General features: G+C 64.4%; 31 protein-coding genes, 1 other RNA gene and 1 riboswitch. Of the genes, 10 read left to right on the top strand and 22 right to left on the bottom strand.

From position 1 onward, the window contains the following. Nucleotides 1-4: 4 nt before the first annotated feature. The 5 genes from JOE69_RS03980 (at nt 5) to ssrA (ending at nt 4490) form a co-directional block, all read left to right on the top strand. Entirely contained in the window at nt 5-1396 is a 1392-nt protein-coding gene (locus tag JOE69_RS03980; protein WP_309796265.1) for a murein hydrolase activator EnvC family protein, read from the top strand. A gap of 48 nt (nt 1397-1444) precedes the next feature. Next, nucleotides 1445-1915 (top strand): SsrA-binding protein SmpB, encoded by a 471-nt coding sequence (gene smpB, locus JOE69_RS03975; RefSeq protein ID WP_309796263.1) that lies wholly within the window; start codon nt 1445-1447, stop codon nt 1913-1915. Continuing rightward, entirely contained in the window at nt 1916-2812 is an 897-nt protein-coding gene (locus JOE69_RS03970; RefSeq protein ID WP_296363723.1) for a cytochrome c oxidase assembly protein, read from the top strand. Then, nucleotides 2805-4073 (top strand): glycoside hydrolase family 3 N-terminal domain-containing protein, encoded by a 1269-nt coding sequence (locus JOE69_RS03965; RefSeq protein WP_309796261.1) that lies wholly within the window; start codon nt 2805-2807, stop codon nt 4071-4073. Before JOE69_RS03970 ends, JOE69_RS03965 begins: the two co-directional genes overlap by 8 nt. A gap of 49 nt (nt 4074-4122) precedes the next feature. Continuing rightward, nucleotides 4123-4490: a transfer-messenger RNA gene (gene ssrA / locus JOE69_RS03960) on the top strand. A 150-nt stretch (nt 4491-4640) separates the two neighbouring features. On the opposite strand, the gene JOE69_RS03955 is transcribed toward ssrA, so the two are convergent. The 14 genes from JOE69_RS03955 to JOE69_RS03890 form a co-directional block, all read right to left on the bottom strand. Continuing rightward, nucleotides 4641-5378 carry a hypothetical protein gene (locus JOE69_RS03955; RefSeq protein ID WP_309796259.1) on the bottom strand — a complete coding sequence of 246 codons (738 nt, stop codon included), beginning with the start codon at nt 5376-5378 and terminating at the stop codon, nt 4641-4643. A 115-nt stretch (nt 5379-5493) separates the two neighbouring features. Continuing rightward, nucleotides 5494-5739, bottom strand: a complete 246-nt coding sequence (locus JOE69_RS03950) for a holin (protein WP_309796256.1) — start codon at nt 5737-5739, stop codon at nt 5494-5496. Nucleotides 5740-5747: 8 nt separating this feature from the next. Then, on the bottom strand, nt 5748-5891 hold the full coding sequence (locus JOE69_RS03945) for a hypothetical protein (RefSeq protein ID WP_296363718.1): 144 nt from the start codon (nt 5889-5891) through the stop codon (nt 5748-5750). Next, complete coding sequence (locus JOE69_RS03940; protein WP_309796253.1) at nt 5888-6700, bottom strand: LysM peptidoglycan-binding domain-containing protein; 813 nt, start codon at nt 6698-6700, stop codon at nt 5888-5890. Before JOE69_RS03940 ends, JOE69_RS03945 begins: the two co-directional genes overlap by 4 nt. Before the next feature lie 56 nt (nt 6701-6756). After that, nucleotides 6757-7041 (bottom strand): hypothetical protein, encoded by a 285-nt coding sequence (locus tag JOE69_RS03935; protein ID WP_296363716.1) that lies wholly within the window; start codon nt 7039-7041, stop codon nt 6757-6759. 1 nt (nt 7042) lies between these two features. Next, nucleotides 7043-8170: a hypothetical protein gene (locus JOE69_RS03930; protein WP_309796251.1), complete on the bottom strand. Its 1128-nt coding sequence runs from the start codon at nt 8168-8170 to the stop codon at nt 7043-7045. Nucleotides 8171-8179: 9 nt separating this feature from the next. Further along, entirely contained in the window at nt 8180-8773 is a 594-nt protein-coding gene (locus tag JOE69_RS03925) for a hypothetical protein (protein ID WP_309796248.1), read from the bottom strand. After that, nucleotides 8770-9912 (bottom strand): hypothetical protein, encoded by a 1143-nt coding sequence (locus JOE69_RS03920; protein WP_309796246.1) that lies wholly within the window; start codon nt 9910-9912, stop codon nt 8770-8772. Before JOE69_RS03920 ends, JOE69_RS03925 begins: the two co-directional genes overlap by 4 nt. Further along, nucleotides 9909-10784: a phage tail family protein gene (locus tag JOE69_RS03915; RefSeq protein WP_309796244.1), complete on the bottom strand. Its 876-nt coding sequence runs from the start codon at nt 10782-10784 to the stop codon at nt 9909-9911. The genes JOE69_RS03920 and JOE69_RS03915 overlap by 4 nt, the downstream gene beginning before the upstream one ends. Further along, a complete protein-coding gene (locus JOE69_RS03910) occupies nt 10781-13204 on the bottom strand; it encodes a phage tail protein (protein WP_309796242.1) in 2424 nt (807 codons plus the stop codon). Before JOE69_RS03910 ends, JOE69_RS03915 begins: the two co-directional genes overlap by 4 nt. A gap of 17 nt (nt 13205-13221) precedes the next feature. Continuing rightward, entirely contained in the window at nt 13222-13659 is a 438-nt protein-coding gene (locus tag JOE69_RS03905) for a hypothetical protein (RefSeq protein WP_309796240.1), read from the bottom strand. Next, the gene (locus tag JOE69_RS03900) at nt 13611-13886 is read right to left on the bottom strand and encodes a hypothetical protein (protein WP_309796237.1); all 276 of its coding nucleotides are present in this window, start codon (nt 13884-13886) and stop codon (nt 13611-13613) included. The genes JOE69_RS03905 and JOE69_RS03900 overlap by 49 nt, the downstream gene beginning before the upstream one ends. A 94-nt stretch (nt 13887-13980) precedes the next feature. Further along, nucleotides 13981-14535, bottom strand: coding sequence for a phage tail tube protein (locus JOE69_RS03895; protein WP_309796235.1), 555 nt, complete (start codon nt 14533-14535; stop codon nt 13981-13983). Between the two features lie 148 nt (nt 14536-14683). Then, the gene (locus JOE69_RS03890) at nt 14684-15421 is read right to left on the bottom strand and encodes a hypothetical protein (protein WP_309796233.1); all 738 of its coding nucleotides are present in this window, start codon (nt 15419-15421) and stop codon (nt 14684-14686) included. A 122-nt stretch (nt 15422-15543) separates the two neighbouring features. Between JOE69_RS03890 and JOE69_RS03885 the strand changes: the two genes are divergently transcribed. From JOE69_RS03885 to JOE69_RS03875, 3 genes are read left to right on the top strand one after another with little or no spacing between them, the layout of a single operon-like run. Further along, entirely contained in the window at nt 15544-15951 is a 408-nt protein-coding gene (locus tag JOE69_RS03885; protein ID WP_309796231.1) for a helix-turn-helix domain-containing protein, read from the top strand. A 52-nt stretch (nt 15952-16003) separates the two neighbouring features. Further along, nucleotides 16004-16432 (top strand): ImmA/IrrE family metallo-endopeptidase, encoded by a 429-nt coding sequence (locus JOE69_RS03880; protein ID WP_309796229.1) that lies wholly within the window; start codon nt 16004-16006, stop codon nt 16430-16432. Continuing rightward, complete coding sequence (locus JOE69_RS03875; protein WP_374709669.1) at nt 16429-16710, top strand: DUF3263 domain-containing protein; 282 nt, start codon at nt 16429-16431, stop codon at nt 16708-16710. Before JOE69_RS03880 ends, JOE69_RS03875 begins: the two co-directional genes overlap by 4 nt. 7 nt (nt 16711-16717) lie before the next feature. On the opposite strand, the gene JOE69_RS03870 is transcribed toward JOE69_RS03875, so the two are convergent. Then, on the bottom strand, nt 16718-17248 hold the full coding sequence (locus JOE69_RS03870) for a hypothetical protein (RefSeq protein WP_309796227.1): 531 nt from the start codon (nt 17246-17248) through the stop codon (nt 16718-16720). Between the two features lie 127 nt (nt 17249-17375). Here JOE69_RS03870 and JOE69_RS03865 point away from each other — a divergent pair, with 127 nt between their 5' ends. Both JOE69_RS03865 and JOE69_RS03860 read left to right on the top strand, forming a co-directional pair. After that, complete coding sequence (locus tag JOE69_RS03865) at nt 17376-18794, top strand: MFS transporter (RefSeq protein ID WP_309796225.1); 1419 nt, start codon at nt 17376-17378, stop codon at nt 18792-18794. Between the two features lie 79 nt (nt 18795-18873). Next, nucleotides 18874-19239, top strand: coding sequence for a DUF2568 domain-containing protein (locus tag JOE69_RS03860; protein ID WP_309796223.1), 366 nt, complete (start codon nt 18874-18876; stop codon nt 19237-19239). Between the two features lie 53 nt (nt 19240-19292). Here JOE69_RS03860 and crcB read toward each other — a convergent pair whose 3' ends face one another. From crcB to hisN, 7 genes are all read right to left on the bottom strand, one after another. Then, nucleotides 19293-19676 (bottom strand): fluoride efflux transporter CrcB, encoded by a 384-nt coding sequence (gene crcB, locus JOE69_RS03855; RefSeq protein ID WP_309796220.1) that lies wholly within the window; start codon nt 19674-19676, stop codon nt 19293-19295. Continuing rightward, a complete protein-coding gene (locus JOE69_RS03850; protein WP_309796218.1) occupies nt 19673-20092 on the bottom strand; it encodes a fluoride efflux transporter FluC in 420 nt (139 codons plus the stop codon). Before JOE69_RS03850 ends, crcB begins: the two co-directional genes overlap by 4 nt. Then, nucleotides 20089-20796 (bottom strand): metal-dependent transcriptional regulator, encoded by a 708-nt coding sequence (locus JOE69_RS03845; RefSeq protein WP_296363763.1) that lies wholly within the window; start codon nt 20794-20796, stop codon nt 20089-20091. The genes JOE69_RS03850 and JOE69_RS03845 overlap by 4 nt, the downstream gene beginning before the upstream one ends. A 44-nt stretch (nt 20797-20840) precedes the next feature. Further along, nucleotides 20841-22115 carry an Nramp family divalent metal transporter gene (locus JOE69_RS03840; protein WP_374709668.1) on the bottom strand — a complete coding sequence of 425 codons (1275 nt, stop codon included), beginning with the start codon at nt 22113-22115 and terminating at the stop codon, nt 20841-20843. A gap of 64 nt (nt 22116-22179) precedes the next feature. Further along, entirely contained in the window at nt 22180-22944 is a 765-nt protein-coding gene (locus JOE69_RS03835) for a class I SAM-dependent methyltransferase (protein ID WP_309796214.1), read from the bottom strand. A gap of 51 nt (nt 22945-22995) precedes the next feature. Then, the gene (locus JOE69_RS03830) at nt 22996-24396 is read right to left on the bottom strand and encodes an aminotransferase class V-fold PLP-dependent enzyme (RefSeq protein ID WP_296363697.1); all 1401 of its coding nucleotides are present in this window, start codon (nt 24394-24396) and stop codon (nt 22996-22998) included. Nucleotides 24397-24449: 53 nt separating this feature from the next. Beyond that, nucleotides 24450-24563, bottom strand: a riboswitch (SAM riboswitch). Between the two features lie 85 nt (nt 24564-24648). Continuing rightward, entirely contained in the window at nt 24649-25461 is an 813-nt protein-coding gene (gene hisN / locus JOE69_RS03825) for a histidinol-phosphatase (RefSeq protein ID WP_296363696.1), read from the bottom strand. Nucleotides 25462-25482 lie beyond the last annotated feature (21 nt).

Raw genomic sequence — 25482 nt, 5'->3', positions numbered from 1 at the left:
CCACATGGAGAGACTGACGATGAAGGCAAAAGTGTTGGACATGGCACCCGAGGAGACCCGCACGACGCATGCCCTGCGTAAAGGAATCAGCGTCCTGGCGGCTGCGGGTCTGGTGTTGGGCATCCTGATCCCGGCTTTCTCCGTGCCCTCTGCGGCCTACGCGGACAACCTCGATGACCAGGCAAACCAGCTGAAGCAGCAGGCTGCCGACGTCCAGGCTTCGCTCGAATTCGTGGACGCCGGAATTGCCAAGTCGGCGGCAGACCTGACCTTGTTCTCCGGCATGCTGCCCGGGGCGCAGCAGGCACTGGCAGATGCCCAGGGCCGGGTGGGCGCGGCGACTGCGCAAGTCCAATCGTTGGCGGCCCGGGTCGATTTGGCACAACAGAGCCGGGACAAAATCGCAGCGCAGATCGCCGCCGACAAAGAGCAGACCGATGCGTCCAAGGTGGCGATCGGCAGGATTGCCGCGCAATCCTACAAATCCGGCGGTGTGGCCGAGAACATCTCAATGCTGCTCGGTACCGATCTCAATCAGATTGCCAGCAATCTGAGCATGGCCGACCAGGTTTTGCGGAGCAAGTACGCGGCTTTGGACAAACTCAATCAGCAAAGCGCCACGAACCTCAACTCGCAGGCCCGGTTGATCGCGGTCGAGGCCGAGATCACCGATTTGAAAGCCAAAGCCGATGCTGCGTTGGCCGCGGAAAAGGCTGCCCAGGACGAAGCAGCCGCCAAAAAGGCCGAGTTGGACAAGCTGGTGGTCGATACCACCGCATTGAGCAATGAGTTGAACGCGAAAAAGCCCGAGATCCAGGCCAAGCTCGCCGCGGTGAAGACCGAGCAGGACAATGTGGCCGCCCAAATCGCAGAACGGCAACGGCAGGAGATCGCCGCCGCCGAGGCGGCGGCCCGCGAGGCGGCCAAAAACCAAGGAAACAACAACTGGACGCCGCCGCCGCCCGGGAACCCTTCGGCCTTCGGCCTGCTTTCGCCCTTCGCCGGTGCGCCGATAACCTCCGGTTGGGGCTGGCGTGCAGTGCCGCCGGGAACCATCGACTTCAACGGCACCGGATCCTACCTGCACACCGGAATCGACTACGGAGTCTCCTGTGGCACCCCGGTGCGGGCCCCGGCCTCGGGCAAGGTCTCGGTTGCCGGCTGGCTCAACAACGGTGGCGGAAACACCGTGATGCTTTCCAACGGCGTGATCCAAGGCAATGCGCTCACCACGGTGTTCTACCACAACACCTCGGTGGCGGTTTCGGTGGGCCAGTCGGTGAGCCAGGGGCAGGTCATCGCCTACACCGGCAGCACCGGAAACTCCACGGGTTGCCACGCCCACTTCGAGACCTGGCTCAATGGCTCTCCGGTGAACCCGGCTGGCTTGCTCTGATTCCAGGAGTAAGATGGATCATCTGCCAAAACGATAGAGGAGACTGCTGTGCCGAAGGAAAGTGGCCGGAAGGTAGTGGCCACCAATAGCAAGGCGCGGCATGAGTACCATATCGGGGATACTTTCGAAGCCGGCCTTGCCTTGATGGGCACCGAAGTTAAGTCATTGCGGGAGGGCCGGGCCAACCTGACCGATGGCTTTGCCACCTTTTACGGTGATGAATTGTGGTTGGAAGCCGTCTATATTCCGGAATACCTGAACGGTTCTTGGACCAATCACAGTGCCCGACGGCGTCGTAAGCTGTTGCTGCACCGTGCCGAATTGACCAAAATCTCGCATAAAACACGGGAAGCCGGATTCACGATTGTCCCGCTGCAGCTGTATTTCCTGGATGGCAAGGCGAAGGTGGAGATCGCGCTGGCCAAAGGCAAGCGCGAATACGATAAGCGTCAAGCCCTCCGCGAAGCCCAGGACTCACGTGAGGCGCTGCGTGCAATGCGCGAAAAGAACTTGGGCTAAATGCCCTCGATCGGCGAGTTCTTCGGAACCTGGGCATTGGATCCTTGGGCCTTGGCGCTCGCTCTGCTCTTCGGCGGGCTCTACGCCACCGGGGTGATCCGGCTGCGCGGCGAATGGCCCTGGCACCGGACGCTGCTCTTCGGAGTCCTCGGCCTGGGTTCGTACCTGACGGTCGCTTTCGGCTTTCTCGGGGTGAACGCGGAATCCTTGCGATGGGCCTTCGCCGTGAAGTTGGCCTTGTTGCTGTTCCTGGTCCCGCTGCTGCTGGCCCTGGGCAAGCCGGTAGCTTTGGCGAGCGCGGCGATTGCTCCCGGACCGGCCCGTGACCGCTTGGTTTCCTGGGCCCGCTGGCCGATGAGGTTCTTCGGCAACGCAGTGGTAGCGCCGTTGGTGGGTTTGGCGTTTTTCGCCGGGCTGCTCACTCCGATTGCCGGCACCATCCGGATGAACGGAGCCGCGGAAGCGGCGCTCACCTTGGCCGTGCCGCTGCTCGGATTGCTCTTGGTCCTGCCGATCACCGAAGCCGGGGCCCGAGCCACCAGCGCCCTGATCGTCTTGGAAATCCTGTTCGCTTTCATCGAGCTGCTGGCCGATGCGATTCCTGGCATCCTGCTCCGGCTCTCGGAGACCGTGCTGGACGGCGCCGGGGTGGTTCCGGGGATCCATCCCGGCTGGTTCCCGAACCCGTTGCGTGACCAGCAGCTGGCCGGGGACTGGCTCTGGTTCATCGCGGAAATATCGGATCTGCCGATCCTGGTCTTGATGTTCCTGCGCTTCGCCCGCACCGACAAACGTGAACGTGCCCAGATCGATGAACTCAGCGATGAAGAGATGGACGCCCTGAGCCAGGCGCACCTGCGCCGGTTCAGCAGTTCGGAAAGCGGTGCCAATGACTAAGAAAACCTGGTTGATTTCCGGTTCGGTGGCGGGCGTGCTGCTGCTGCTGGTCGCAGCGCTGGTTTTGGGGCTGAATTCCACGGCCTGGTTCGGCAGTGCCAAGGCCGACGGCAGCCAGTCTGCCGGCGGTTCCGGCAGCAGCGCCGGGCCAAGTGCCAGCAGCGGCCCGACAATCAGCCCGACGCCGGACCAGCCCACGCCGTCCAGCCCGCCGCCGACGCCGGCTCAGGCGAAGCTGGCCGGGCTCACGTTGTCCCAGAAAATCGGTCAGATCCTGATGGTTTCCTCGCCGGTGGGCGGCCCGGATGCCAATGTATTGGCCGCACTGAACACCATGAACGTGGGAAATGTCTTTCTCAAAGGACGCGAATACGGGGGAGCCGCCGCGGTCGCCGGAGTGGTGAATCAGCTCGCCGCGACTGTTGGTCCGCTCAGCACTGCGGACGTGCGGCAATTCGTCGCGACCGACCAAGAAGGCGGCTTGGTGCAAATCATGAATGGACCGGGGTTCGGCAAAATCCCATCCGCGATCCAACAGGCGGCAAGCTCGCCGGAACAGATCAAGGCGAACACCACGCTGTGGGGCCAACAGCTCGCGGCGGCCGGCGTCAATGTCAATTTCGCGCCAGTTCTGGACACCGTGCCATCGGCGGCCTTCGCGCCGCAAAACGCGCCGATCGGCTACTTCGGCAGAGAGTACGGTTACACTCCGGCCGACGTCTCGGCTCGCGGTGTGGCGGCGGCTCTGGGCTTTGCGGCAGCAGGTGTGGCGCCTACGGTCAAACACTTTCCGGGACTCGGCCGGGTGATCGAAAACACCGATGTGGCCAGCAATGTCACGGACGCAACCACCGTGCGGCAAGATCCATACCTGCAGCCGTTCCGGGACGCGGTGGCTTCTGGCGTGCGCTGGATGATGGTCTCCAATGCCTACTATCCGGCGATCGACGCGCAGAACATCGCGCCCTTTTCCCCGGTGGTGATGAAGGACATGCTCCGCGGCGATCTCGGGTTCACCGGAATCATCGTGTCGGACGACATTTGCGATGCGGTGCAACTCTCGCCGTTCCCGGTGGCGGATCGCGGCGCCGGGTTCATTGCCGCGGGCGGCACCATGGCGCTGTGCACGAATCAAGCGCTGCTGCCGCAGATGTACCAGGGCATGTTGGCTCGGGCCACCGCCGATCCGGCCTTCGCCGCCGCGGTCGATGCAGCTGCGCTCAAAGTCTTGGAAATAAAAAGCGAGTCGGGACTGCTGTAGTCAGTGTCTGCCGGATACGGTAGAATGGAACACCTTGATAACTGAACACGGGGATGACTGGTTTCGACGATGTTAGTCGCGACAGGTGAAGCGGGCCGAGGATGCAGAATTATCTCGTAAACGCTGTCTGCAAACCAATAAGTGCCAATTCTAAGCGCACTGACTTCGCTCTCGCTGCCTAAAGCAGCCTGACGGTCCGTCAAACCGGGGATGCTCTCTACCCGGACCTTGGCGTCATTTAGAGAGCCACTGCTCTGCGTTGTTGTCGTTGCAACGTGGGGGACTTTTAGACGGCTGGGCCTGGCAGTGACTTGTTTGCATGATCACTGGGGCCGAGAAAAACCGACGCAAACTGCGCCCGGAGAAGACCTGGCAACACGACATCGGACGGGGGTTCAATTCCCCCCATCTCCACTGAAACAGCCCCGGCGGGATACTTCTGGTATCCCGCCGGGGCTGTCTTTTTTGCGCTTGAACCGCTAATCCGAATTCGCGAGCCGGGCGGGCGTCGGGAACCGTTCCGGAGCAGCTGCCGGCATGCGCCAGCGAATCGGAATCCGCGCTGGTTCAGGAATCGAGCTTTGCGAAGTATTCATCGACGACTCGCACCAGGCCGGGGCTGTCACTGGCTTGCAGAACGACCCCGGTAGCGGCTGCGGTGACCAATACGTTGTCCTTGACTCCGGTGACCGCGAGGATGCTCACGGTATTGCCGGTAGGCAGGGTCTGGACCACCAGCGACGCCGTGGACTTGGCCGCCGAAGTCTTCACATCGAGGGCGGTCACCGCAGCTTTGATCTCCTGGCCGCCGGCGATCACGGTGAAGTTGCTGCAAGTTTTGCTGCCCGATTCGACGTCGGCAAGATACTTCGTGAGCACTGCGGGGTCCTGGGCGGAAAGCACCGTGAGCGCGCTTTTGTCTGCTGCCGAATTGCCGGTGGCCAAGATGCTGCCCTCCGGAAGATTGGAGTTCTGCAAGGCCAGATCTCGGCATTCGGCAGGGGCGACTTGCATGCTTGCCATCTGGGTCTTCAGCGCGGCCAGGCCTTGGTCCAGGAGCTCGGTGGGAACCCGGGTATACGGCGTTCCGGTGGAATCGACGATGGTCGGGATCACCGCGGAGAGTTGCTCGGCCGTGTAGGCCTTTGCCGGTGTCGCACTGGCCGTGGGACTGGCCGGGCTGGGCGTCCCGGCGGTCTCGAGACTGCTAGGAGCCGGATCGGCGGAGCTCCCGGAACAGCCGGCCAAGGCGAAAAGGGCAGCCGCAGCGACCGTGGCGCAGATCAGGACTCGGGGCGATTTCATACTGGCCTCACTGTTTGGCTGTTCGTTGGTGATAACTCTAGTTCGGTTTCCGGACCGCGCCAACCGGGCGGGAGCGTCCCTCGCCCGTGACCCGGGCGAGGGACCTTCCTCCTGCCTACCGGGCGGCGTGACGGCCGCCGGCGGATTCCGCGTTGTTGGCGGAGGGGTTGCCGTCGCCCGCACCAGAGGCGAGCGAGGTCAAGATGGATACGACTCCGGCGACCCCGGAGACGGAGGCGATTTGGAGCCAGTTGAGATCGGTGAAACCGACCGAACCGGTGCCGATCAGGGCGATCGCTGCTTGCGCCGCAGTTTTGACCGCTCGCTCGAAGGCCGCTTTCCAAAAGGAAACTGTGAGCATGATTTCTCCTAAATGCCGCTCAGAAGGTCCAAACTGCGTTGCAAGGCCGCGGCCAGATCGTGCAGGATGCTGATCGCCGTCCACAGCAGCAGTCCGAGCATTGCGCTGCCCAGCAGGACCAAACAGCCCAGGGCGCAACGCTGGCTGGTCATTGGATTTTCAGTACCTGGCCGACGGTGATCGAATCGGGATCGGCGATTCCGTTGAGCCGTACGAGGTAGTCGACGCTGACCCGGTAATAGCCGGCGATGCTGCTCAAGGTGTCGCCCGGGTCGACCACCCAGGACAAGGGCCCAGGAATGGTGAGCAGCTGGCCGGCCTGGATGGCGTCGGGATCGGCGATGCCGTTCGCGGCGGCGATTTGGGCGACCGAGGGGCCGTTGTAGTAGGCGGCGACCTGGGAAAGCGTCTCGCCCGGCTCGACCAGCCACTGGATCGGGCCGGCTGCCAGAGGCGGCGGCGCGACTGGCCGGGGGGTTTCCGGCGGCGGGACTGCGGACGGAGTCCCGTTCCTGGCCAGCCGGTCCAATCGGGTCAAGTCCCACATCCCGGGGCAGGCCGTCGGAACCCACTCCGAGTGCCGGTAGAGCCGCAAATCGCCATAGCTGCGACGGAGTTCCGCGATGAGTTCGGCCACCGTGGCATAGTCGCCGTCCGTGGCTTCCGGACGGCATTCGATGCCGATGGTGGTGGCATTGCCGCGTGCCGTTCCGGCATGCCAAGCCGCATTTTCCGGGACCACGATGCAAGCGATCAGTCCGGCTTGGACGACGTAGTGCGCAGAAGTCGGGACGTTGTTGGTGCACAGCCAGGTCCGCACCTGATCGAATTGCTGGCCGAACGCGCCCCAATGATGGATCGTGATTCCGGTGATCGTCCGGGGCATTCCGAAGACGGCCGGCACCTGAGCCGCCGGGGTGAAGTTCTTGGAGTTGTATCGGGTCTGCAGGGTGTAGGCCACGGAACTGTCCTTTCGATCGGGGAACGGCCTTGGCCGCCGGAGGTGCATCGGAGGGATCAGGGAAGGTAGCCGGCCGGCGGATCCGGCGGCGGGGGAGGCTGGCGCTGCCAGATGTGGTCCAGCAGCGCCGCCACGTAAATCCGGCTGGCATGCTTGTCCGCGTAGAAAGCATCGATCCGATGTTCCAGCTCCGCGACCTGCGCCTCCCGGAGCGTCCGTTCTTCTTGCAACTGGTCGATCATCGCGTGGCGGTTCCGACTGAGCCCGGTCAAGAAAGCGACATAGCTGGTCAGCACAGCCGGAACCGCGGTGGCGACGAAAAGTGAAAGCCAGGGTTGCATCTCAGTACGCCGTGGATGGCCCGATGTAGAGCAGCTCAAGCCAGGAACCGTTGTATCCGGTGGTTCCCCAGCTGCTCGAGGCATAGACCATCTGCATGAAGATCTTGTCCCCGGTCTGGAAATTTCGGGTGAGCGTCGAAACGTTGATGAAGTCGTTTCCATTGCCTTTCCAGAAGCTGGCATAACTGCCCTCGACTTCGGCCACGGTTCCATTGCGGTTGTACATCACCCTGCCGAATGCGCCGTTGCCGCCACCTGTTCCAGTGGCGTAGTACCGGGCCACGATCTGATACCGGCCGGCGGCCGGGACTACCAAGGCTTTCGCCGCGGCATCGAAAGCGACGCCGCCGACCAGGTCTTGGGCCGCATCGATTTTCAAGGTAGTCCAATCGGGGCTTGAGACATTCTGGAATCCTCCGGTCATGCCCATGTGGCCGAAGGCGGGCATCGGGATCTCCGGTTGCCACTTGCCGCCGGAAAAAACCATCACCGGGGTGCCCGGACGGTCCAGGGCCACGATCCGCAGACCGGGATAGGGTGCATTGAGTTCATCGCGTTCGGCCTGGTTGCGTACCGGGATCGGCACTCCCCGGGGAACCGTGTAGCGCCAGACCTGGTTGATCGAGGCATCCACGGTTGTGCTGTTCCCCGCTGAGACCAAGGATTCCGCAAGAAGATAAGAATTTGCTGGGAGGGCCGCCGACGGTTTGCTCGGGGTGCCGGAAGCGGTGCCCTGCACCACGCCCAGCACCGGTTTCGAACTGGTCGAGTCCGAGGTCGATTCCGGGTATTGCACATACACCAGGTCCCAGCGGCTCCCAGTGCTCGGCGCCGGCGACGTCGGGACGTCGGTGAGCGCGTCATTGGCGTAGAGCACGACGCCGTCCGAACCGGCGGCGTCGCGGATCAGAGCGCCTTCGAACGGCTTGACCCGGTAGACCATGCCGGCCTGGGAACCGATCACGATCAGCACGTCTTTCTGCGGGAAGATGCCGGACCTCGGCACGCCGTCGGCGTTGCCCGCGACCAGGCCGCTCATCGCTTTCCGGGCCGAGCGCGGATCGGTGCCGGCCGGGTCGGTGACCGATTTGCCGTCTTTCCGAATGAAAATTCCTCGGGTGAGTGCCATGCTGTTCTCCTATCGGATGAATTGGACCTGCATCATGAGATCGCAGGTCATGTCTGGGTCGGCGTGGTATCCCGCCGCGGTATTCGAAGCGCTGGAACACCAGAGCTGGGCTCTGGCTTCGATCGCCGCGCCGGGGCCGAGGTCTTCGCCGCGCAGCTGCACGAGCACCGGACCGAGCGGGATCGATTTGATCACCCGGCTCAACGCGCCATCGCGGTCGGCTTCCTGTCTGCTCGGCACGGCCCCGATCGGCAGGAAGCTGCTGCTGCCGATCTGCAATTGGCCGTAGGCCTCACCCCAGCCGATGCCCCCGGAGGTGCTGGCTTTGGCATCCCACACCAGCTGGACTTGGGCACTGACGGTCACCAGGGCCAGGCTGAAGCCCGGCGGAGCGCTGACCGCGGCCGAGGCGTAAACCGTGCTCGCAGCAGTCAAGGCGAAGCCGTTGCTGGTCTTCCGGTCGTAGCCGAGCGAGACCGAGCCCGGCATGGTCCGGGTCTCCAAATCGCTGATCCGGCGGCCATGCGATCGGAACAGTTGAACCATGCCGAATTCGTCCTCCGGCCGCTGAAGTTCGTGCTGCCAACCATCGTTCTGATTCATCGGGCCTCCATCGTCGGGGCGATCTCGACGTCAACCGCTTCGCTGCCCAATTGTCCGGAGATGGCGAGGATCCGGGTCCGATAGGGCCCGGGCCGCAAATACGGATGCTCTTCGGGGATCAGGATCCGGCACCAATCTCCGGGCCGGTAGTCGCCGAGCGCGGGGCTCCCGGAGGCGGAAACCACCAACTTCCAGGTCTGCCAGGGACGGCTGCTGGACGCGACCAGCGCCTGCGCGTAGGAGTCGATCGTGGTTTGCACGCTCACCGAAGTCTGCGAAACCGAAGCTTCCAGCAACGGGAAATCGCTGTTCCGGACCAGGCTCGGGTCCTCGGCCATGCCGATGACTGCTTCATTGCCCTGACCGGATCCGATGGCCCAAGCCCGGGAAGCCAATTTCGTAGCGTCCCGCGTAACGTCCATGCTCAGCACGGTGGAAGAACCGGTGGCCAGGTCCCATTGCCAATCGGCGCCGCTCTGGGTCAGCAGGGGTTCGCCGATCCGCATCACCCATTCGAGCGCGGTCGGTCCGGACATCCGCGGAATGAACGCGATGTCCGGACCGCCGGCCACGGCGCTGAGCTGGTTGATCCGTTCCCAGATTTTGCCCAATTCGACTCCTTTGTAGCTGCGCTCGTCCGCTCCCGGAACATCGGCCGGCAGAACCAGGGGCAGGTTGCCGCCGGGGTGCGAAAGCGCGAGTTCGACGAGCCGTTTGGCGATGCTGCCCAGGCTCAGGCCCCGGAAGGAAAGCAAGCTGTCCTGGACCCGTTCGCCCGGGCCGAGCACCGGGACCAGGCGGCGTCGTTCGAACACCGACCCGATGCCGAGCGCGGTGAGGCCGAGGCTCTGGCCGGCACCGTCCCAACTGTGCGACCAAATCGGGCCGGCGTTGAGCACCTGCCCGGATTCCGGCACCCGGAAGCCGATGAAGCAGCGTCCCGGTTCCAGGAAGCTGAGCAGGCCGGGATTCTGCCGCAGCACGTTCCCGGCCAGGGGCACGGTGATCTTCATCTGACCGATGTCCCGATGCACCGTCGACCAGCTGCCGGAAGCCGCCCATTGGGTGGCGGTCCCCGGTTGGGAAACTGCCAGGATTCGACCGGTGCGGAGTTCTCCGCAGATGACTTCGACGCTCACAAGTGCCTCCCGGTGGTGGTCACGGTCAGCAAGCTGCCCGGTTTCGCCGGACCCAGGCTGCGGAAGCGGCCGGTCACCAGGCCGCCGGCAGGAACCGTCCACCATTGCCGTCCGGTCAGAAAGATGCTCCGGTCGACGCCGTCGAGCAGGACCGACCCGTCATTGAGCACCAGGCTCTGTCCCGGGAAGATCTCACCGCTGTACACCAGCGATTGCCCGGTGCTCTGGTTTTCGATCGCGAAGGCCGCCGCCGGTCCTTTGACCGTGAAGACCGGATGGATTTCCATCGAGCCCGGATTTTCCAGGGTGAACAGGCCATCGGCCCCGGGGGCGCCGAACTCCAGGAAACCGGTGTCCGCTGCGCCGTCGGTGAACAGGTCGAACTCCAATGCACCGGAGCCGTATCCGGCCAAACCGGTGCTGACCGTCCGGCTGGTGGTCTCGTAACGGTACACATCGGCGCAATGCAACTCGATCTTCCAGCCGAACACTCCGGCCGCCCAGGTGGCCTGGGTTTCCATCGGCTCGAATTGCATGAGCGTTGCCGCGGCACGCAAGGTCCGTCCGGCATGCCGCACGGTGAGCCATTCGTCGGTGCCGCCCCGCATCGGAAGCGCCAGGGACTTGCTGAGTTCATCGAAGAGCGCATCACGGGATTCCGGACGGTAGCAAACTCCGGTCAACACCACCTGCCGGTTGGCGACATAAGCCCGGCCGGCGAACTGCCCATGCGCATCCGGGCGTTTCCCGGTCCACCGCGAGGCTTCCCAGGAACTCCATCCGACGATGCCCTTGAGCAGGAAATCGGTCTCGGCGCGGTAATCGGCGTTCAGCTCGAGACCTCGCCAATTGACCCAGGAATCGACAATCATGACACTCCTACCATTGCGTAGCGCTGCTGTTCGTTGATCTGCTGGGCCAAGGTCTCCGGGGTCCCGAACAGTTGCCAGGTATTGCTGATGCCCGGTTGCGCATCGGCTGGACGTTCGAGGGAGGTCTCGACTGCCGGGAGGTCGACCAGTTGCTCGATGGAACCGTTCACCACCGGATGCATGTCGTCGATGCCGAGGCTGAGTCCCTCACCGATGTTGTTGCCGAAACCGCGGAAGACCCGCGAAGGGGAGTGGATGCCGAGCGCCAATTTGAACGGGCCGACGATCCAGTCCGGAAGCAGATTGAGGAAGAAATTCCCGATGTTCCGAAGCAGTGAACCGGCGCCGTCGATCAGCCCCTGCACGATGTTCCGGCCGACGCCGACGAGCCATTGGCCGGCCCCGGACAGGGCACCCATGATCCGCCCGGGCAAATCGAAGAAGAAGCCCAGGAAGCCACTGATGAACCCGCTGACCCCATTGATGATGCCGTTCCAGGTGCTGGCGAAAAAGCCGCCGATCGCACCGAGAATGCTGCTGACGAAGCCGAAGACAGCGTTCAACCCGCCGGAGACCACGGAGAGGATGATGTTCCAGACCCCGCTGACCACGGCGACGATGGTGTTCCAGATTCCGGTGAAGATGCCCTGGATCCCGGACCAGACCAAAGCCCAGTTGCCGGAGATGATTCCGGTGAAGACATCGATGATGCCTTGGATGATCTGCATCGCCGCAGTGATCACTGCGGCGATCGCACTGAACACGGTCTGCACGATCGGCAGCAGGGACTGGATCACCGGGATCAGAGCCTCCGCGAGGACGCCGACGATCGGCAAGATTGCGGCGACCAGGGCGGCGAAGACCGGAAGCAGTAGCTGGACGATGCCGATCAACGGAGGCAGCACGGCGGCTACGAGTTGGCCGGCGAGTTCGATGATCGGCGCAAGGGCCTCGACGATCTGCACCAGGACCGGCGCGAGGGCGAGGACTGCTTGGGCGAGCACATTGCCCAAAGTGTCGGCCAGTTGGGTCAGAATCGGGGCCAAAGCCTCGACTACTTGGAGCAGCACGTTGCCCAGGGTTTCAGTGATCTGGCTGAGCACCGGGGCCAAGGTAGCGGCTGCGGTGGCCAAGACCCCGCCCAAGGTCTCCGCCAGCTGGGCGAGCACCGGAGCCAGGGTTTGCAGTACCCCGGCGAAAGCGCCGCCGAGCGTGCTGGCCAGCTGCCCGACGACGGGCAGTACCGCGGTCACTGCGGTGGTCAGTACAGTGCCGATGGTGCCGGCGAGTTGTGCCACTACCGGGGCTAGGACTTGCAGCACCCCGGTCAGTGATTGCCCCAGGATCCCGAGCAACTGGGCCAGGAGCGGCGCCAAAGCATTTACTGCCTGCGCGAGGACACCGCCCAAGGTGTTGGCCAGTTGTGCCAGGACCGGGGCCAGAGTCTGCGCGGCGCTGGCGAGAACGCCACCGAGGGTTGCGGCCAGTTGGCCCAGCACCGGGGCCAGGGCCTGCAGAGTGCCACCCAGGGCTGTGAGGATCTGCTGCAATGCCCCGCCCAAGGCGGATTGCAATTCGGGTGAGGCCGCGATCAAAGCGCCCAAACCCAAAGCGAGCAGGCCGATCGGTCCGGTGAGCAGACGCAATGCGGTGCCGAGTCCGCCGGCGCCACCGGTCAACGAACTGAAGAATCCCAAGGCGCCGGAAGCGCCGGAGACCAGGCTGCCGACCATCGAAATGACTGGGCCGGCCGCAACTGCAGCACCGGCGAGCGAACCTGCAAGGGTCTTCTGGCCCTGGCTGAGCCCGTTCCAGACCGCCAGCGCAGAATCGACCACGGACCGGATCTTGGCCCCGACTGCGACCAATCCGTCCAACTGACCGGCCATCGCGGAGCGGGTGGCCTCATCCATGGTCAATCCGGACCACAAGCCGTTGAGCTTGTCCGCGATGGCGACGCCGATGACCGAGGCCCGGTCCGCGATCTTGTCCAGTCCGCCGGTGATCAAACTGACCACGTTCACCATGAAGGGGAAAGTCCCTTGGATGATGTTCGGGCCAATGCTCTTGAAAGACGAGGTCATTTTCGCCAAGGCGCCGCTCAGACTCTGCTCGCTTTGCAACGCGGTATTGGTCGAATTGGCCTCGATGTTCTTGGCGAATGACGCGAAGTCGGTCAACGCGGACTGCGCCAATGAGATGGGCGCCTTCACCGCATTGGTGACGGCCGCGCCGACTGAAGAAATGCTGGAGCCGGCATCGGCGAGTCTGGCCCGCAGGCCTTCGGTGATCTGGGAGCCGATCTTTTCGCCGACTCCGGTCGCATTGACTTTTTCAAACTCGGCGAGGACGTCTTTGAGCGCATTTTTGAGCGACGTGATGGCGTCTGGGCGCAACGCGCCGGGCTCGGTGCTTGCCATGGCACCTCCTTCTGGGTTCAGGTGGTTGGCGGGGGATGGGGGAGCGCTTGCCGCGGCCGGGCGAGCTGCCGGGCATATTCCTGCACGGTCAGATTGGTGCGGCCCCGGGCCCGGCCCGATTCGTTGCTTGGTTGCCCCGGACGGCTGAGCGGTTTTGGCCGGGTCGACTGTTTCCCGCCGGCACGCTGCCAATTCGCCGCGTTGAGCGAGTCGAAGATGACTGCGAGCAGATGTGCATGCAGGTCCCATCCCGAATCAGGGTTCAGAACCCGGACCAGGGGCGAGTCGCGTGGTGCCAGCGAGACGATCAGGATCAGGTCCCGGAAGCTCAGCAGCGGACTGCCGAGCCACCTCAGCCGTAGCCCCAGTCGGATCAGTTCGTATTCGACTTCGTCCGGGTGCTCCCTCAGGATTCGGAGGACACCGCGGATTTTCCCAGGCTGGTACCGACCCAATCCGCAATCAACGCTTCTACCTGGTTCGGTCGGAGCGAGCGGATTTTTTCCCGGACTTCAGCGGGGAAGAATCCGACCAGTTTCTCCACTGAGCCGGCTTCGAGCAGCTCGGCGTCCCCAATCGTCAGGTCGTCTTTCGAAGGCAGCGTGTAAACCGGGCCGTCGGCTGCGAAGCGAAACTCGTAGAGCTCGTGGTCGGGCAGGGACTCGGGGACGATGAAAGCCATGGTTTCCTCTCAGGAAGGCCGCAAGGGAAAAAAGCAAAATAGGTGGGGCGAGGGCGGGTGCGGCTAAACAGGAACCCCCGCCCCACCGGCTCAATTAGGCGATCGAGGCGATGTATTCGATCGCGGTGTTGCCGTTCTTGTCCGGGAACGCGGTGAGCGTCACTTCGTAGCCGACGGCTGCGCCATCGAGGTAGCTCACATCGCCGAGCTCAGTGACCTGGGCGTTGCCGAGCACGATGCGCTTGGCGCGCTTGTCGCCGAGCAGGATCTCGAACACGTAGACGGAAGCAGTGGCGGACTTGGAGTTGTGCAGCACCGTGAGCCCTTTGTCCCCAGTGCTGACGTTCTGCGCACCATAAACCTGTTTCATGGTGTTCTCATTGGTTTCGATGAAGCTGAACTTGAAGGTCTCGGTACGGCTGGTCCGGGCATTGAGCACCTGATCGCCGCCCCAGGCGATCACCGCATTCGACTCGGTGGCAACCGTATTGACCAGGCCGGCGTCGGAGACATAGCCCAAGCCGACGAATTCGGCCGGCAAGGGAGCCGCCGCGTCAGCGGGGATCGCGGTTCCGGCCGGTGCCGCGAAAATTCCGCCGCCAGCCTTGGGCTGTCCGACCGAAACGTTAGAAGTTGAGGGAACACCCATAGTGGATAACCTTTCACGTAGGCGCCGCACCCGTTGAAAGGAAAGCTGGCCCAGATCGGTCAGCTCCAAGAGACTCCAGACTCGGCATCTGCCTTGCTGGATCTATCTCTAATGTAGAATATATGTGCTATAATGTCAAGCTTTTAAGCTAAATAATCGAAAATATCTTCGATTCGAGATCATTCCGAACCCGCAGCACGTCGTGGATCAGATACATCCGACGGACACTGCGGGCGGCCGGGCGGCCGGACTTGACCGAGTCGGCATTGCAGGCGGCGAGCAGTCCGCGACGCTCCCAGTCGGCGATCATTGCGGGCGTCAGTGCGGTGCCGTGTTGATCCGGCCCCAATGCCCGGCAGATGGTTTCCGGGTAGCCGGCGCAGTCGCTCGACCAGGCGGGGGCGGTGCCGCTCCGCGCCGGTGGCAGGGCGTGGGTTGCGGTGATGCCGCAATCGCTGCAGTCGATTCCGCGACCGCTGAACTGCGCTTTGCGGGCGGGGCGGCAATCTGGCTGGGTGCAGCCTGCGGTCGGATTGCCGCGCAGTGCGCCGCGTTGCGCTAGCAGGGTGCTGAATTCCATGGCCATGATGGCAAAATTTCCTTTCGAGTCGAGTTCGCTCAGCCGGTCGATCAGGAGTGTGGCGGCGGCTGCTCCGGAGGGTGCATTCTGCTGACTGCCGGCTTGCCCCGCGGTACGGTCCAGCCAGGCTTCGATGCGGGTCTGGATCTCGCAGGAGACCTCGGCTGCGCCGGCTTCTTCGGTGCTCCGGTCCAACTCGATCAAGTACTCGGCGAGATCGCCCAGCAGCGCCACCAGGTGGAGTTGTGCCGGGGGCATTTCGGGGGGATCTCCCGAAGCGGTCGAATCGAACATATATACGAACATATTTATGAGTGTACGCATGCATATTCGAAATCGCAAGCGTTCCGAACCGAATGTTTTCTTCCCTGTAGCAAAGGATTTTTGAGGGTGCGGAACATATGCATTTATGCATCTAGACTGAAGGCATGGTGTGGTCTGACTATCTGAAGGCGACCGCGCCGGCAGCTCAGCAACGGGATATCGCACAGGCTGCCGGAGTGGACCAAGCCACGGTGTCCCGCTGGCAGCGATCCGGGGTGCCGCCACGGCCGGAAAACGTTGCAGCTTTCGCCCGAGCCTATCGGCGCCCGGTCCTGGAGGCCTTCGTGGCAGCAGGGTTCCTCAGCAACGATGAGGCAAAAGAGCGGCCCCGCGGTCGGCCCCGCTTGGATTTGATCGAGGACGCCGAATTGCTCGCCGAGCTGGGCCGGCGCCTCGGAGCGCGTCCGGCTGCTGCCGCAGCCCCTGATGCTGCAGCGCAATCGCCGCTCGGTTTGGCGGCGCGGACGGCCGAGCCCTTGATCGGTGCCGCCGACCTGCCGCACGAACCCTGAGCGCTGCGGACTTTCCCCGGATATCGTCGGTGGCCGGACGTATGCTCGAGGCATGCAATGGGAAGAAGTGGCCGCCGATCTCGGTGTCACGGTTCAGGAAGGAAGCCTGCCGCACGGCTGGTGGGGGGCTTATTCGGCGGCCGAGCATTCGATTGTGTTGGCCCCCGAGCTGGGTTTCGTGCAACGACGGTCAACCTTGGCCCACGAATGCGGACACGCGTTCTACCGGCATGTGGGAACTGGGCGCAAGCAGGAACGGCAGGCCTCGGTTTGGGCCGTGCGGCGGCTCATCGAGCAGTCCGAGTTCATCGATGCCCTGCGACTGGCCGATGATTGCCTGGGACTGGCGCACCAACTGTCGGTGCTGCCCAGCGACGTGGCGGTTTACATTTCGACGCTCTCACCTCTGGAACGCTTGCTGATCCGGGAGATCGTGGAACGCAACGCGCCCTTGGCCGGGCTCGGGGAGCTGGCGGGATGAGGCCGGAATCCGAGCTGATGAAGCCGCAGGCGGTCATCGAAACGGCCGGTGTGCTGCCCGCGTTCGCCGAGCAGATCCTGGACTTCGAGCGACTGCAATGGCGGTATCCGGCGGCCAAAGAAAACGCCATCCGGCGAGAATTTTCACTTTCCGCAACGCACTATTACCAGATCCTCAATGCCCTGGCGGACACCGAAGCCGGCTACCGGCTCGACCCGGTGCTGATCAAGCGGCTCCGGGTCAGACGTCCCAGGCGGACCCGTCCGGCGGACGGCTGAACTGGAGCTAGGCCGGCGCTGCGGGCGGTTCGCTCGGCGGATTCTGCGTCGGCCCGGGGTCGGAGACTGCGATCGCCGCCCAGAGCCCGGCTGCGGCAGCGATGAAAATGATCCACAAGGCGGGCTGCACGGCGGTAGCACGCAAGATCGTGAAGCTCATCAAGGTCATGGCAATCGGCAACAGGGTGGCCAGTGCGCTGAGCACCACGCTTGCCGGGCGCACGCCGCGCAACCTCGGCAGCAGCGCCAGCGCCAGGAGCGCGACGGCTGCGCACACGACGACCAGGAACGGGAGGGTCCCGGCGAATAGGCCGGTAAGCGTGAATCCGCCGCGTGGCCGGACCGGGTTGCTGCCACCCAGGCCAATCAGCAAACTTTGCAGCCCGGTGACCTCCAGGACCCGGCCCTTGGAACCGCCGCCAACCCGGAACCAGACGAGCCCCAGCGAAATCAGCAGCAGCAGGCCGGCGAAGATCGCCGTCGCACGGGCCAGAAAATGCTGCTGGTAAGCCACACCACCAGCTGCTGAGGACGTCATCGGGTGCTCTCTTCCCAGGCTTGTCGGCGGGGGCACGGAGTATGCGCAACGCCGGAATCTCTTCCTGGAATCTAGCACCTGGAAGCCCGCATGGCGAAGTGCCACGGCCGAGGCGTAGCGTTGGTTCATGTCCACCGCGATGTTGGCTTTGACGCCGCACCAACGCAAGGTTCTTTTCGTTGCGATTCTGGCCTCGTTCGTATCGATTCTCGACGGCAGCGTGGTCAACTTGGCGCTCCCGGCGATCACTCGGGAACTCGGTGGCGGGTTGACCTCGCAGCAATGGATCGTCGACGCGTACTTGCTGACTCTGGGGGCCTTGATCTTAGTGGCCGGCAGTCTCTCCGACCTCTTCGGCCGGGTCCGGATCCTGAATTGGGGCCTGATCGGCTTCGCCGTGACATCGGTGCTGTGCGGGTTCGCGGTCGACGACTTGATGCTGATCGTCGCACGGGCTTTGCAGGGCGTGGCCGGCGCGATGCTGGTGCCGAGTTCGTTGGCGCTGATCATCAGCGCCTTCTCCGGCGCCGCGCAAAGCCGGGCGATCGGTCAATGGACCGCTTGGACCGGGGTGGCCGCGATCGCGGCTCCTTTGATCGGCGGCGTCGCCGTCGATTTCCTCTCCTGGCGCTTTGTCTTTTTCATCAATCTGCTGCCGATCGCGGTCTGCCTGCCCTTGCTCTGGGGGCTGCGGTCATCCGATGCGCCCAGCGACCCGGCGGCCAAAGTCGATTGGCTCGGGGCTGCGCTCGCGGTTCTCGGCTTGGGCGGGCTGGTCTACGCCATGATCGAACAGGGAACCTTCGGCTGGGGGAGTCCGTTGGTCTGGCTCCCGTTTTCGCTCGGGGCGCTCGCATTGTCGGCCTTCGTCCTGCACGAGCGCCGGGCGGCCCAGCCGATGATGCCTTTGTCGCTTTTCGCGATTCGGAACTTCTGGGTGGGCAACATTGCCACCTTTTTGATTTACGGGGCACTCTCCTTGGGATTCTTCGCTTTGGGCTTGTACTTGCAGCAGGTGGCCGGGATGAGCGCCACGGTCGCGGGTCTGGCGCTTTTGCCCTCCACCGTGCTCATGCTGTTTCTGGCCTCGTGGTTCGGTTCGCTGGCCGGCCGGTTCGGGCCGCGTCTGTTCATGGGATTGGGGCCGATCGTGGCCGGTCTGGGCTTCTTGTGGCTGCTCACCTTGTCCACGGCATTCGACTATTGGTGGCAGGTACTGCCCGCGCTGATCCTTTTCGGTTTGGGCTTGGCCTGTACCGTGGCCCCGTTGACCGCAGGGATCTTGGGCTCGGTCAGCGCGGCACGGGCCGGCATCGGTTCCGCAGTGAACAACGCGGTGGCACGGATCGCGGGACTGGTGACGGTAGCCTTGGCCGGCGCGATGATGGGTGGTGCTGTGGGCACCGAGAGCACCCAACAGGTCGCTGTGGTGACCGCCGTGCTTTTGCTGCTCGGCGGTGTGGTGTCACTGGTCGGCATCGAAAATCGGACCTCCCGGGCGAATCGGACGGCAGCCGGTCAGGTCGCCGGAGCCAGCACGGACTAGCCTGCCGAATGCGGACCGGGCACGTTGTTAGGATGCTGGATATGGAATACGAAGCGCGCCCTGCCGAGCGAGTGATTCGGTGAGCCGGCGGGAGAGTCCGGCCCGGCGGAATTTGACCATCGCCAACGGGCTGATCGGCTTCGTCTTGGAAGTCGCGCTCCTGGTGGCCGGGTTTTTCTGGGCGTTCAAGACTTTTGCCGCGCCGCTGGGTTTGGTCCTGGGGTTGCTCATCGCGGCGCTGCTGGTGGCCTTGTGGACGCTGCTGATGGCACCGAAGGCGAGGCTGCGGATCCGTTGGCCGGCCCAGCCGCTCGTCGCTTTGCTGTTGTTCCTGCTCGCCGGCGTCGCTTTGATTCTGGTCCAAGCCGTCGTGGTCGGCTTGTTGCTGATGATTTTCGCCGCAGCGAACACCTGGCTCAGTTTTTATCTCAAGCGACTCGGCTGACCTCGGCGCTGGCCGGACGGACCTTTCGGCCGAACGCCATTCGGTTCGGCGGGTCAACCGGCCAGGACCAGCCCCAGCCAAGCCAGCGTGAGTCCGACGCCGACGTTCAAGGCGATATTGCCGATGGCGGCGGTCCGTCGGCCCTGTTGCCACAGGGCCACCGTGGCGACCGTGAAGGAGCTGAACGTGGTCAGCCCGCCGGCCAGGCCGGTGGCGATCACCGCGTGCCATTCGGCCGAAATCTGCGCATTCAGGCTCAGCCCGCCGGCCAGGCCGATCACGAAACTGCCGACGGCGTTGACCAGCAGAGTGGCCAGCGGGAAATGCCCCGGCCGGCCGGCCGCAAACCGGCCGCCGACGGCCAACCAGGCATCGATGCCGAATCGCAGGAGCGCACCGAGCATCCCGGCCAGTCCGATCCACAAAGCAGCAGTCATGATGTGGCTTTCCGACGGGCTGCCCATTGGGAGCCGCCTTTCAAGCCGAGCCAGGCGGCGGCCAAGCCGGCGATCAGGCTGCACAGCAGGTAAACCACCCAGAGGCCGGTCAATCCTTGGCGCGCATACTGGTCCACCGCGTAGACCACTGCGGAGAACGTGGTGAAGGACCCGAGCAATCCGGGCCCGAGTGCAGCCCTGACCCACCAGGCTGCGGGCCGGACGGACCAGAACCCGGTCAGCAGGCCGAGGGCCAGGCTGCCCACGACGTTGATCGAAAACGTGGTGGCCGGAAACGCCGTGGCGCCCTCGGGGAAAAGCAGCCCCAGTCCGTAGCGGAGCTCGGTGCCCGCGAAGCCCGCCAGGGCAACGCTCAACCAAGCGGAGCCGGGCGGCCGGTTCGGCGATCGGCTCACCGCAGTGCGCAGCCTTGGTGCACCGCGGTATCGCTGACCCACAAGGCTGACCCGACTTCGTCGCTCACATCGAGCTCCCGGCTTGCCTCGCCGGCTCCGAACCGCACCACCAGAGCGCCGCCGAACGGCCTGCGTCCGACGACTTCGACTGCGGCGTCGAGTTCGATCCGCTCGTCGTCCAAATAGCGGAGCAAGCTCGGGTTTTCGTCGCTGATCCGGATGATCTGGCCCCGGTGCCCGGAATCGAGCTCGGCCAGGCGGTGGGCGGACGGCAGCTCGATGCGGCCATCCGGCCCGGGAATCGGATCTCCGTGCGGGTCCCGGACCGGGTGGCCCAATTTCGCGGACAGCCGTTCGATGAAGGTGTCGGAGACTGCGTGTTCCAAAGTCTCCGCTTCGTCGTGGACTTGGTCCCAGCGGTAACCGAGTTCTTGCGCCAGGTACGTTTCCAGGAGCCGGTGCCGGCGGACCATGGACAGCGCCAGAGCCAGGCCCTTTTCGGTGAGCCGGATGCTGCCATACGGCTGGTGGTCGACCAAGCCGGAGTCCTTGAGCTTGCGCACCATTTCGGAGACCGAAGAGTTGGCGACGCCCAGGCGGGCCGCCAACTGCGAAGAGTTGATCGGTTTGTCCTGCCATTCGGTGTAGCCGTAAATGGTCTTCACGTAGTCTTCGACGCTCGATGAGGTGGGGTTCGCCTTCACAGTCACCACCATACCTTTCGGTTGCCGCGCCAGACTGCCGGTACTCAGCCGGCCCCGGTCACGGTGAGCACGATCAACGCCACATTGAGCAGGACGATCAAGGCCGCGCTGATCACCGAGAGTACCCGCAGGGGTAAGCCGTCTCGGTGCTCACCCATGATTTCGGCGCTGAAGGTCATCCGCAGCAAGGGGATGAGCGCGAACGGGATGCCGAAGCTCAGCACGACTTGGCTCACGACCAGGGCCCAGGTGGGATCCACGCCCAAGCTGAGCAGCAGGATCGCCGGGATCAGGCTGATCAACCGGCGCAGCAGCAGCGGCACCCGGATCGACAGCAGCCCGGACATGATGGTGGCCCCGGCATAGCAGCCGACCGAGGTCGAGGCCAGGCCGGAGGCCAACAGCCCGACGCCGAAGACGATTCCCACGGCCGGCCCGAGTGCCGAAGTAATCGCTTGGTGTGCGCCTTCGATGCTGTCCGTGCCTTCGGCGCCGCGAAGCGTGGCTGCGGCGAGCAGCAGCATCCCGATGTTGACCGTGCCGGCGATCAGCAAGGCGATGATCACATCCAGCCGATTGGCCTTGATTAGCTTCCGCAGCCTCCCGTTGTCCGGGGCGGCCGAGCCGGCCGGCCGGTGCCGGTCCCTGGCCAAAGCCGAATGCAGGTAGATCGCGTGCGGCATCACGGTGGCGCCCAGCATGCTGGCGGCGAGCAGCACCGACTGGGCGCCGTCGAAACGCGGCAGCAGCCCGGCCACCGCCTCGGCCGGATCCGGCGGGCTGAGCAGCAGTCCGAACAGGAAGCCGACCGTGATGATCGCCAGCAGGAAGACGATCACCGACTCGAATTGGCGCTGGCCGTACCGGTTCTGCACGGTGAGCATGATCATCGAGAGCACCCCGACGATCAGCCCGCCCACCGGGAGCGGCAAGCCGAACAGCAGATTGAGTGCAATCGCGCCGCCGATCACCTCGGCCAAGTCGGTGGCCATCGCGGCGAGTTCCGCCTGCAGCCAAAAGGCCCGGCGGGCTGGTTTGCGCAATCGGGATCCGAGCATCTCGGGCAAGGATTTGCCGGTGACCAGGCCCAGTTTCGCGGATTGGTATTGCACCATCATCGCCATCAGGTTCGCGGCCACCAGGACCCAGACCAGAAGGTAGCCGAACTTGGCTCCGCTGGTCAGGTTCGCCGCGACGTTCCCGGGGTCCATATAGGCGATCGCGGCAACGAACGCCGGGCCCAGCATGAAAATCGCGCGGACCGGTACTGCCTTGGCCGCGGTTTTCTGCAGCACGGGCCACCCTCCTGAAGTCGGCATACCTAATCAATAAATTTAGGCATACCGAAATAGTAGATCCGAAGGGTGCCGGTTGCAAGCGGGCTCAGCGTTTCCGGGCACGCCAGGCGATGCTCAGATAGGGCAAGTCGATCGGTTCCGCGGGCTGGTGCCCCAAGTGTTCGAAAAGATACCAATCCATGTTCTTCCGGACCCGTGCCCGGTCCGCTTCACCGGCCCGCAAATAGTAGCTGCGGGACTTCACCAGTTCGATGAGCCCCTCGGGCGTGAGCGGCTGGCTCCAGCGCATCAGATGCGGCTCCGCGGCCTCGAATTGCGTGCCGATCAATGGCACGTGGTTCTCGTCGTGCACGTCGCCCGCGTGCATGATCCGGGACAACCGGTGCACCCATGGAATGCGGACGTCCAACTGGTTCCAAATCAGGCCCAAGGTTCCGCCCGGGCGCAAGATCCTGGCTATTTCCGCGCTCGCTGGCTCCTGGTCGAACCAATGCCAGGCTTGGGCCACGAAAACCGCGTCCGCGCTGGAATCGGGCAAGCCGGTCTGTTCGGCGGTGCCGCGCACGGTGGCGACCCGGGGCAGCCGGGCAGCCAGCTGGTCGAGCATGTTCTGCGAAGGGTCCACCGCGGTGATCCGGAGGCCGTGCTCAACCAGGCGCTCGGTGAACTTGCCGGTCCCGGCGCCCAAGTCGACCACGGCTCCGGCATGCTCCGGGATCAGCCACCGGGCAGCACCGGAGGGGTACCCCGGCCGCACCCGGTCATAGAGTTCGCCGCCGCTCTGGAACGCCCCCGCCAACTCCAAGCGGCGCGAATCGTCGAGTTTCGGACCGGTGGGCGTCTGGCTCACGGATTGCCTCCTGCTGGAAAACTGAGGTCTCCAGAATACTGCGAACGGCCATCAGTCCGTGGCCCGGCACGGGGCCGCACCGGCGGTCCCGGGCGTGTTCGGGGCCCACTGCGGGAATTCCCGGAAGTCGTCCGCCGGGACCCAGCGTCCGGCATCGACCACATAGTCGGCGGCGGGGCCGGTCTCGACCAGTTGCCGGACGCCGTCGGCGAGGCGCTGCACGTCCTCCAGCCGGGAGCCGACGCCGAAGCTGGCCCGCAGCGAACCGGACGGCAAGCCCAACCGGCGCAGCAGGGGATGGGCGCAGAAGCGGCCGTCGCGTACGCCCACCGCGAACTCGGCGGAGAGGAACGCTGCGGCCAAACCGGCGTCGTACCCTTCGATCGAAAAGTTCACCACGCCGATGCTGCCGCTGCCCGGATAGTCCGCCGAGTCCCGGAACAAGCGGTGCACTTGGACTCCCGGAATCGCTTCCAAGGCCGAGACCAGGGCGCTGCGCAACGATTCCTCGTGCTGCTGCCAGTCGGTCTGGTCCAAGCCGGCCAGGACTTCTGCCGCGTGCGCCAAGGTCGCTGCGCCGAGCACATTCGGGGTGCCGCCTTCATGCCGGGCCGGCCCGTCCGCCCAACTGACCGAATCCAGTCGGACTTCCCGGACGGCTCCGCCGCCGAACAGATTGGGCAGCCCGGAGTCCAACCAGTCCGGCCGGCCGATCAGAACACCGGAACCGAAGGGGGCGTAGAGCTTGTGCCCGGAAAAGGCGAGGTAGTCCACGCCGGAGCCGGCCAAGTCGATCCTGCGGTGCGGTGCCAATTGCGCCGCATCGACCACGATCCGGGCACCGTGGCGGTGTGCCAAGGCCGCCAATTCGGCGATCGGCAGGATTTCCCCGGTGACGTTGGAAGCGCCGGTCACGGCCAGCAATGCGACCGGTCCGGCGGCGAATTCGCTTTCCAGCACCGCGATGGTCTCCGCGATCGAATCGGCCGCCAGTACGCTGCGGTGCGGCAGGGCTTGCCATGGCAGGAGGTTGGCGTGGTGCTCGATGTCCAGGTACAGCACATCGCCGCCGCCGACCGATCCGGGCTCCGGTAGGCAACGGGCCAGCAGATTGAGCGCGTCGGTGGTGTTCCGGGTGAAGATCACCGCGTCGTCGGGGCGGCCGCCGACGAAATCCCGCACGATGTTGCGCGCGTTCTCGTAGACCGAGGTGCTGATTTGGGACGCGAATCCGGCTCCCCGGTGCACGCTCGCGTAGTACGGCAGGATTTCCTGCAAGTAATCCGCGACAGCACTCACCGCAGGAGCCGAGGCGGCGTAGTCGAGATTCACATAGCGCCGCTGCCCGCCCTGGATCAGCGGAGCCTGCAAGTCCGCGCCGACCACGGCCAACAAAGCCTGATCTGCGGAAACGGCGGTGGATTCGGGATTTTCGAGAATGGAAATGCTCATGGGACCTCGTCTGTTGAGAATCCCTGGCCCGGCACAACAACCGGGGCACCGGGGATCCGCGCTTGCCGGGACCGCACCGGTCCGGCCAGGTCGTCACCCGGGGCACCCCGCCGCGAAAGGAGGGTTGCCGGCCAGCAAACCGGGGTTTGACGCTGGCACTCGTGACCTGGCACCAGCCTAGAGGAGTTCCGCGGACCGGGACAAAGTGTTACGCAACAATCCCGGCCCCGCGGATCCAGGGCGCCTTGCGGTTCAGAGCAGCGGATCCAGATTCGGGTTGAGCATCTGCAGCACCTCGGAATGGAGGATGCCGTTGGTCGCCAGAGCGTTGCCGCCGAAGGGGCCATCGGCGCCTTCGAGCGAGGTGAACCGGCCTCCGGCCTCGGTGACGATTGGCACCAGGGCGGCCATATCGTACAAATTCAGCTCCGGTTCGCAGGCAATGTCCACGGCGCCTTCGGCGACCAGGCAATAGGACCAGAAATCGCCATAGGCGCGGGTCCGCCACGTCGAGTCCATCAAGCTGGTGAATTCGTCGAGGTTCCCGCGTTCCCGCCAACCTTTCAACGAAGAATAGGACATCGAGGCGTCGGAGAGTTTCGAAACATTGGAGACTTTGAGCCGGCTGGCCGCGGCCAAGGACTTGCCGGTGAAGGCGCCGGTCCCCTTGGAAGCCCACCAGCGTTTGCCCAGAGCCGGGGCGCTGACCACGCCGACTACTGGTACGCCTTCGTCGACCAGGCAGATCAAAGTGGCCCATACCGGCACGCCGCGGACGAAGTTTTTGGTGCCGTCGATCGGGTCGATGATCCAGCGTCGCGGGCCATGGCCGATGCTGCCGAATTCCTCGCCCAGAATCGCATCCCGGGGCCGGGCCCGGGAAAGCTGGCTGCGGATCGCTTCTTCGGCGCCCTTGTCCGCGTCGGTGACCGGGGTCAGGTCCGGCTTGGTCTCGATCCGCAAATCCAGGGCCTTGAACCGGTCCATGGTCTGGGCGTCGACTGAGTCTGCCAGCACGTGCGCCAGGCGCAGATCATCGTTGTAGCCTTGCGGCGCGAAATTCATAGCTCCAACGCTATCCTGATT

The sequence above is a fragment of the Arthrobacter russicus genome (genome assembly GCF_031454135.1).
GTDB classification, from domain to species: domain Bacteria; phylum Actinomycetota; class Actinomycetes; order Actinomycetales; family Micrococcaceae; genus Renibacterium; species Renibacterium russicum.
The sequence above is the reverse complement of the archived record's forward strand: the minus strand, read 5'-3'. Positions and strand labels throughout refer to the sequence as shown.

Excerpts from the sequence above, each read along its gene's own strand:
- JOE69_RS03980 (WP_309796265.1), top strand. The coding sequence starts at position 5 with ATGGAGAGACTGACGATGAAGGCAAAAGTGTTGGACATGGCACCCGAG.
- JOE69_RS03970 (WP_296363723.1), top strand. The coding sequence starts at position 1,916 with ATGCCCTCGATCGGCGAGTTCTTCGGAACCTGGGCATTGGATCCTTGG.
- JOE69_RS03965 (WP_309796261.1), top strand. The coding sequence starts at position 2,805 with ATGACTAAGAAAACCTGGTTGATTTCCGGTTCGGTGGCGGGCGTGCTG.
- JOE69_RS03955 (WP_309796259.1), bottom strand. The coding sequence starts at position 5,378 with ATGAAATCGCCCCGAGTCCTGATCTGCGCCACGGTCGCTGCGGCTGCC.
- JOE69_RS03950 (WP_309796256.1), bottom strand. The coding sequence starts at position 5,739 with ATGCTCACAGTTTCCTTTTGGAAAGCGGCCTTCGAGCGAGCGGTCAAA.
- JOE69_RS03945 (WP_296363718.1), bottom strand. The coding sequence starts at position 5,891 with ATGACCAGCCAGCGTTGCGCCCTGGGCTGTTTGGTCCTGCTGGGCAGC.
- JOE69_RS03935 (WP_296363716.1), bottom strand. The coding sequence starts at position 7,041 with ATGCAACCCTGGCTTTCACTTTTCGTCGCCACCGCGGTTCCGGCTGTG.
- JOE69_RS03930 (WP_309796251.1), bottom strand. The coding sequence starts at position 8,170 with ATGGCACTCACCCGAGGAATTTTCATTCGGAAAGACGGCAAATCGGTC.
- JOE69_RS03925 (WP_309796248.1), bottom strand. The coding sequence starts at position 8,773 with ATGAATCAGAACGATGGTTGGCAGCACGAACTTCAGCGGCCGGAGGAC.
- JOE69_RS03915 (WP_309796244.1), bottom strand. The coding sequence starts at position 10,784 with ATGATTGTCGATTCCTGGGTCAATTGGCGAGGTCTCGAGCTGAACGCC.
- JOE69_RS03910 (WP_309796242.1), bottom strand. The coding sequence starts at position 13,204 with ATGGCAAGCACCGAGCCCGGCGCGTTGCGCCCAGACGCCATCACGTCG.
- JOE69_RS03900 (WP_309796237.1), bottom strand. The coding sequence starts at position 13,886 with ATGGCTTTCATCGTCCCCGAGTCCCTGCCCGACCACGAGCTCTACGAG.
- JOE69_RS03895 (WP_309796235.1), bottom strand. The coding sequence starts at position 14,535 with ATGGGTGTTCCCTCAACTTCTAACGTTTCGGTCGGACAGCCCAAGGCT.
- JOE69_RS03890 (WP_309796233.1), bottom strand. The coding sequence starts at position 15,421 with ATGTTCGTATATATGTTCGATTCGACCGCTTCGGGAGATCCCCCCGAA.
- JOE69_RS03885 (WP_309796231.1), top strand. The coding sequence starts at position 15,544 with ATGGTGTGGTCTGACTATCTGAAGGCGACCGCGCCGGCAGCTCAGCAA.
- JOE69_RS03880 (WP_309796229.1), top strand. The coding sequence starts at position 16,004 with ATGCAATGGGAAGAAGTGGCCGCCGATCTCGGTGTCACGGTTCAGGAA.
- JOE69_RS03875 (WP_374709669.1), top strand. The coding sequence starts at position 16,429 with ATGAGGCCGGAATCCGAGCTGATGAAGCCGCAGGCGGTCATCGAAACG.
- JOE69_RS03870 (WP_309796227.1), bottom strand. The coding sequence starts at position 17,248 with ATGACGTCCTCAGCAGCTGGTGGTGTGGCTTACCAGCAGCATTTTCTG.
- JOE69_RS03865 (WP_309796225.1), top strand. The coding sequence starts at position 17,376 with ATGTCCACCGCGATGTTGGCTTTGACGCCGCACCAACGCAAGGTTCTT.
- crcB (WP_309796220.1), bottom strand. The coding sequence starts at position 19,676 with ATGACTGCTGCTTTGTGGATCGGACTGGCCGGGATGCTCGGTGCGCTC.
- JOE69_RS03840 (WP_374709668.1), bottom strand. The coding sequence starts at position 22,115 with ATGCCGACTTCAGGAGGGTGGCCCGTGCTGCAGAAAACCGCGGCCAAG.
- JOE69_RS03830 (WP_296363697.1), bottom strand. The coding sequence starts at position 24,396 with ATGAGCATTTCCATTCTCGAAAATCCCGAATCCACCGCCGTTTCCGCA.
- hisN (WP_296363696.1), bottom strand. The coding sequence starts at position 25,461 with ATGAATTTCGCGCCGCAAGGCTACAACGATGATCTGCGCCTGGCGCAC.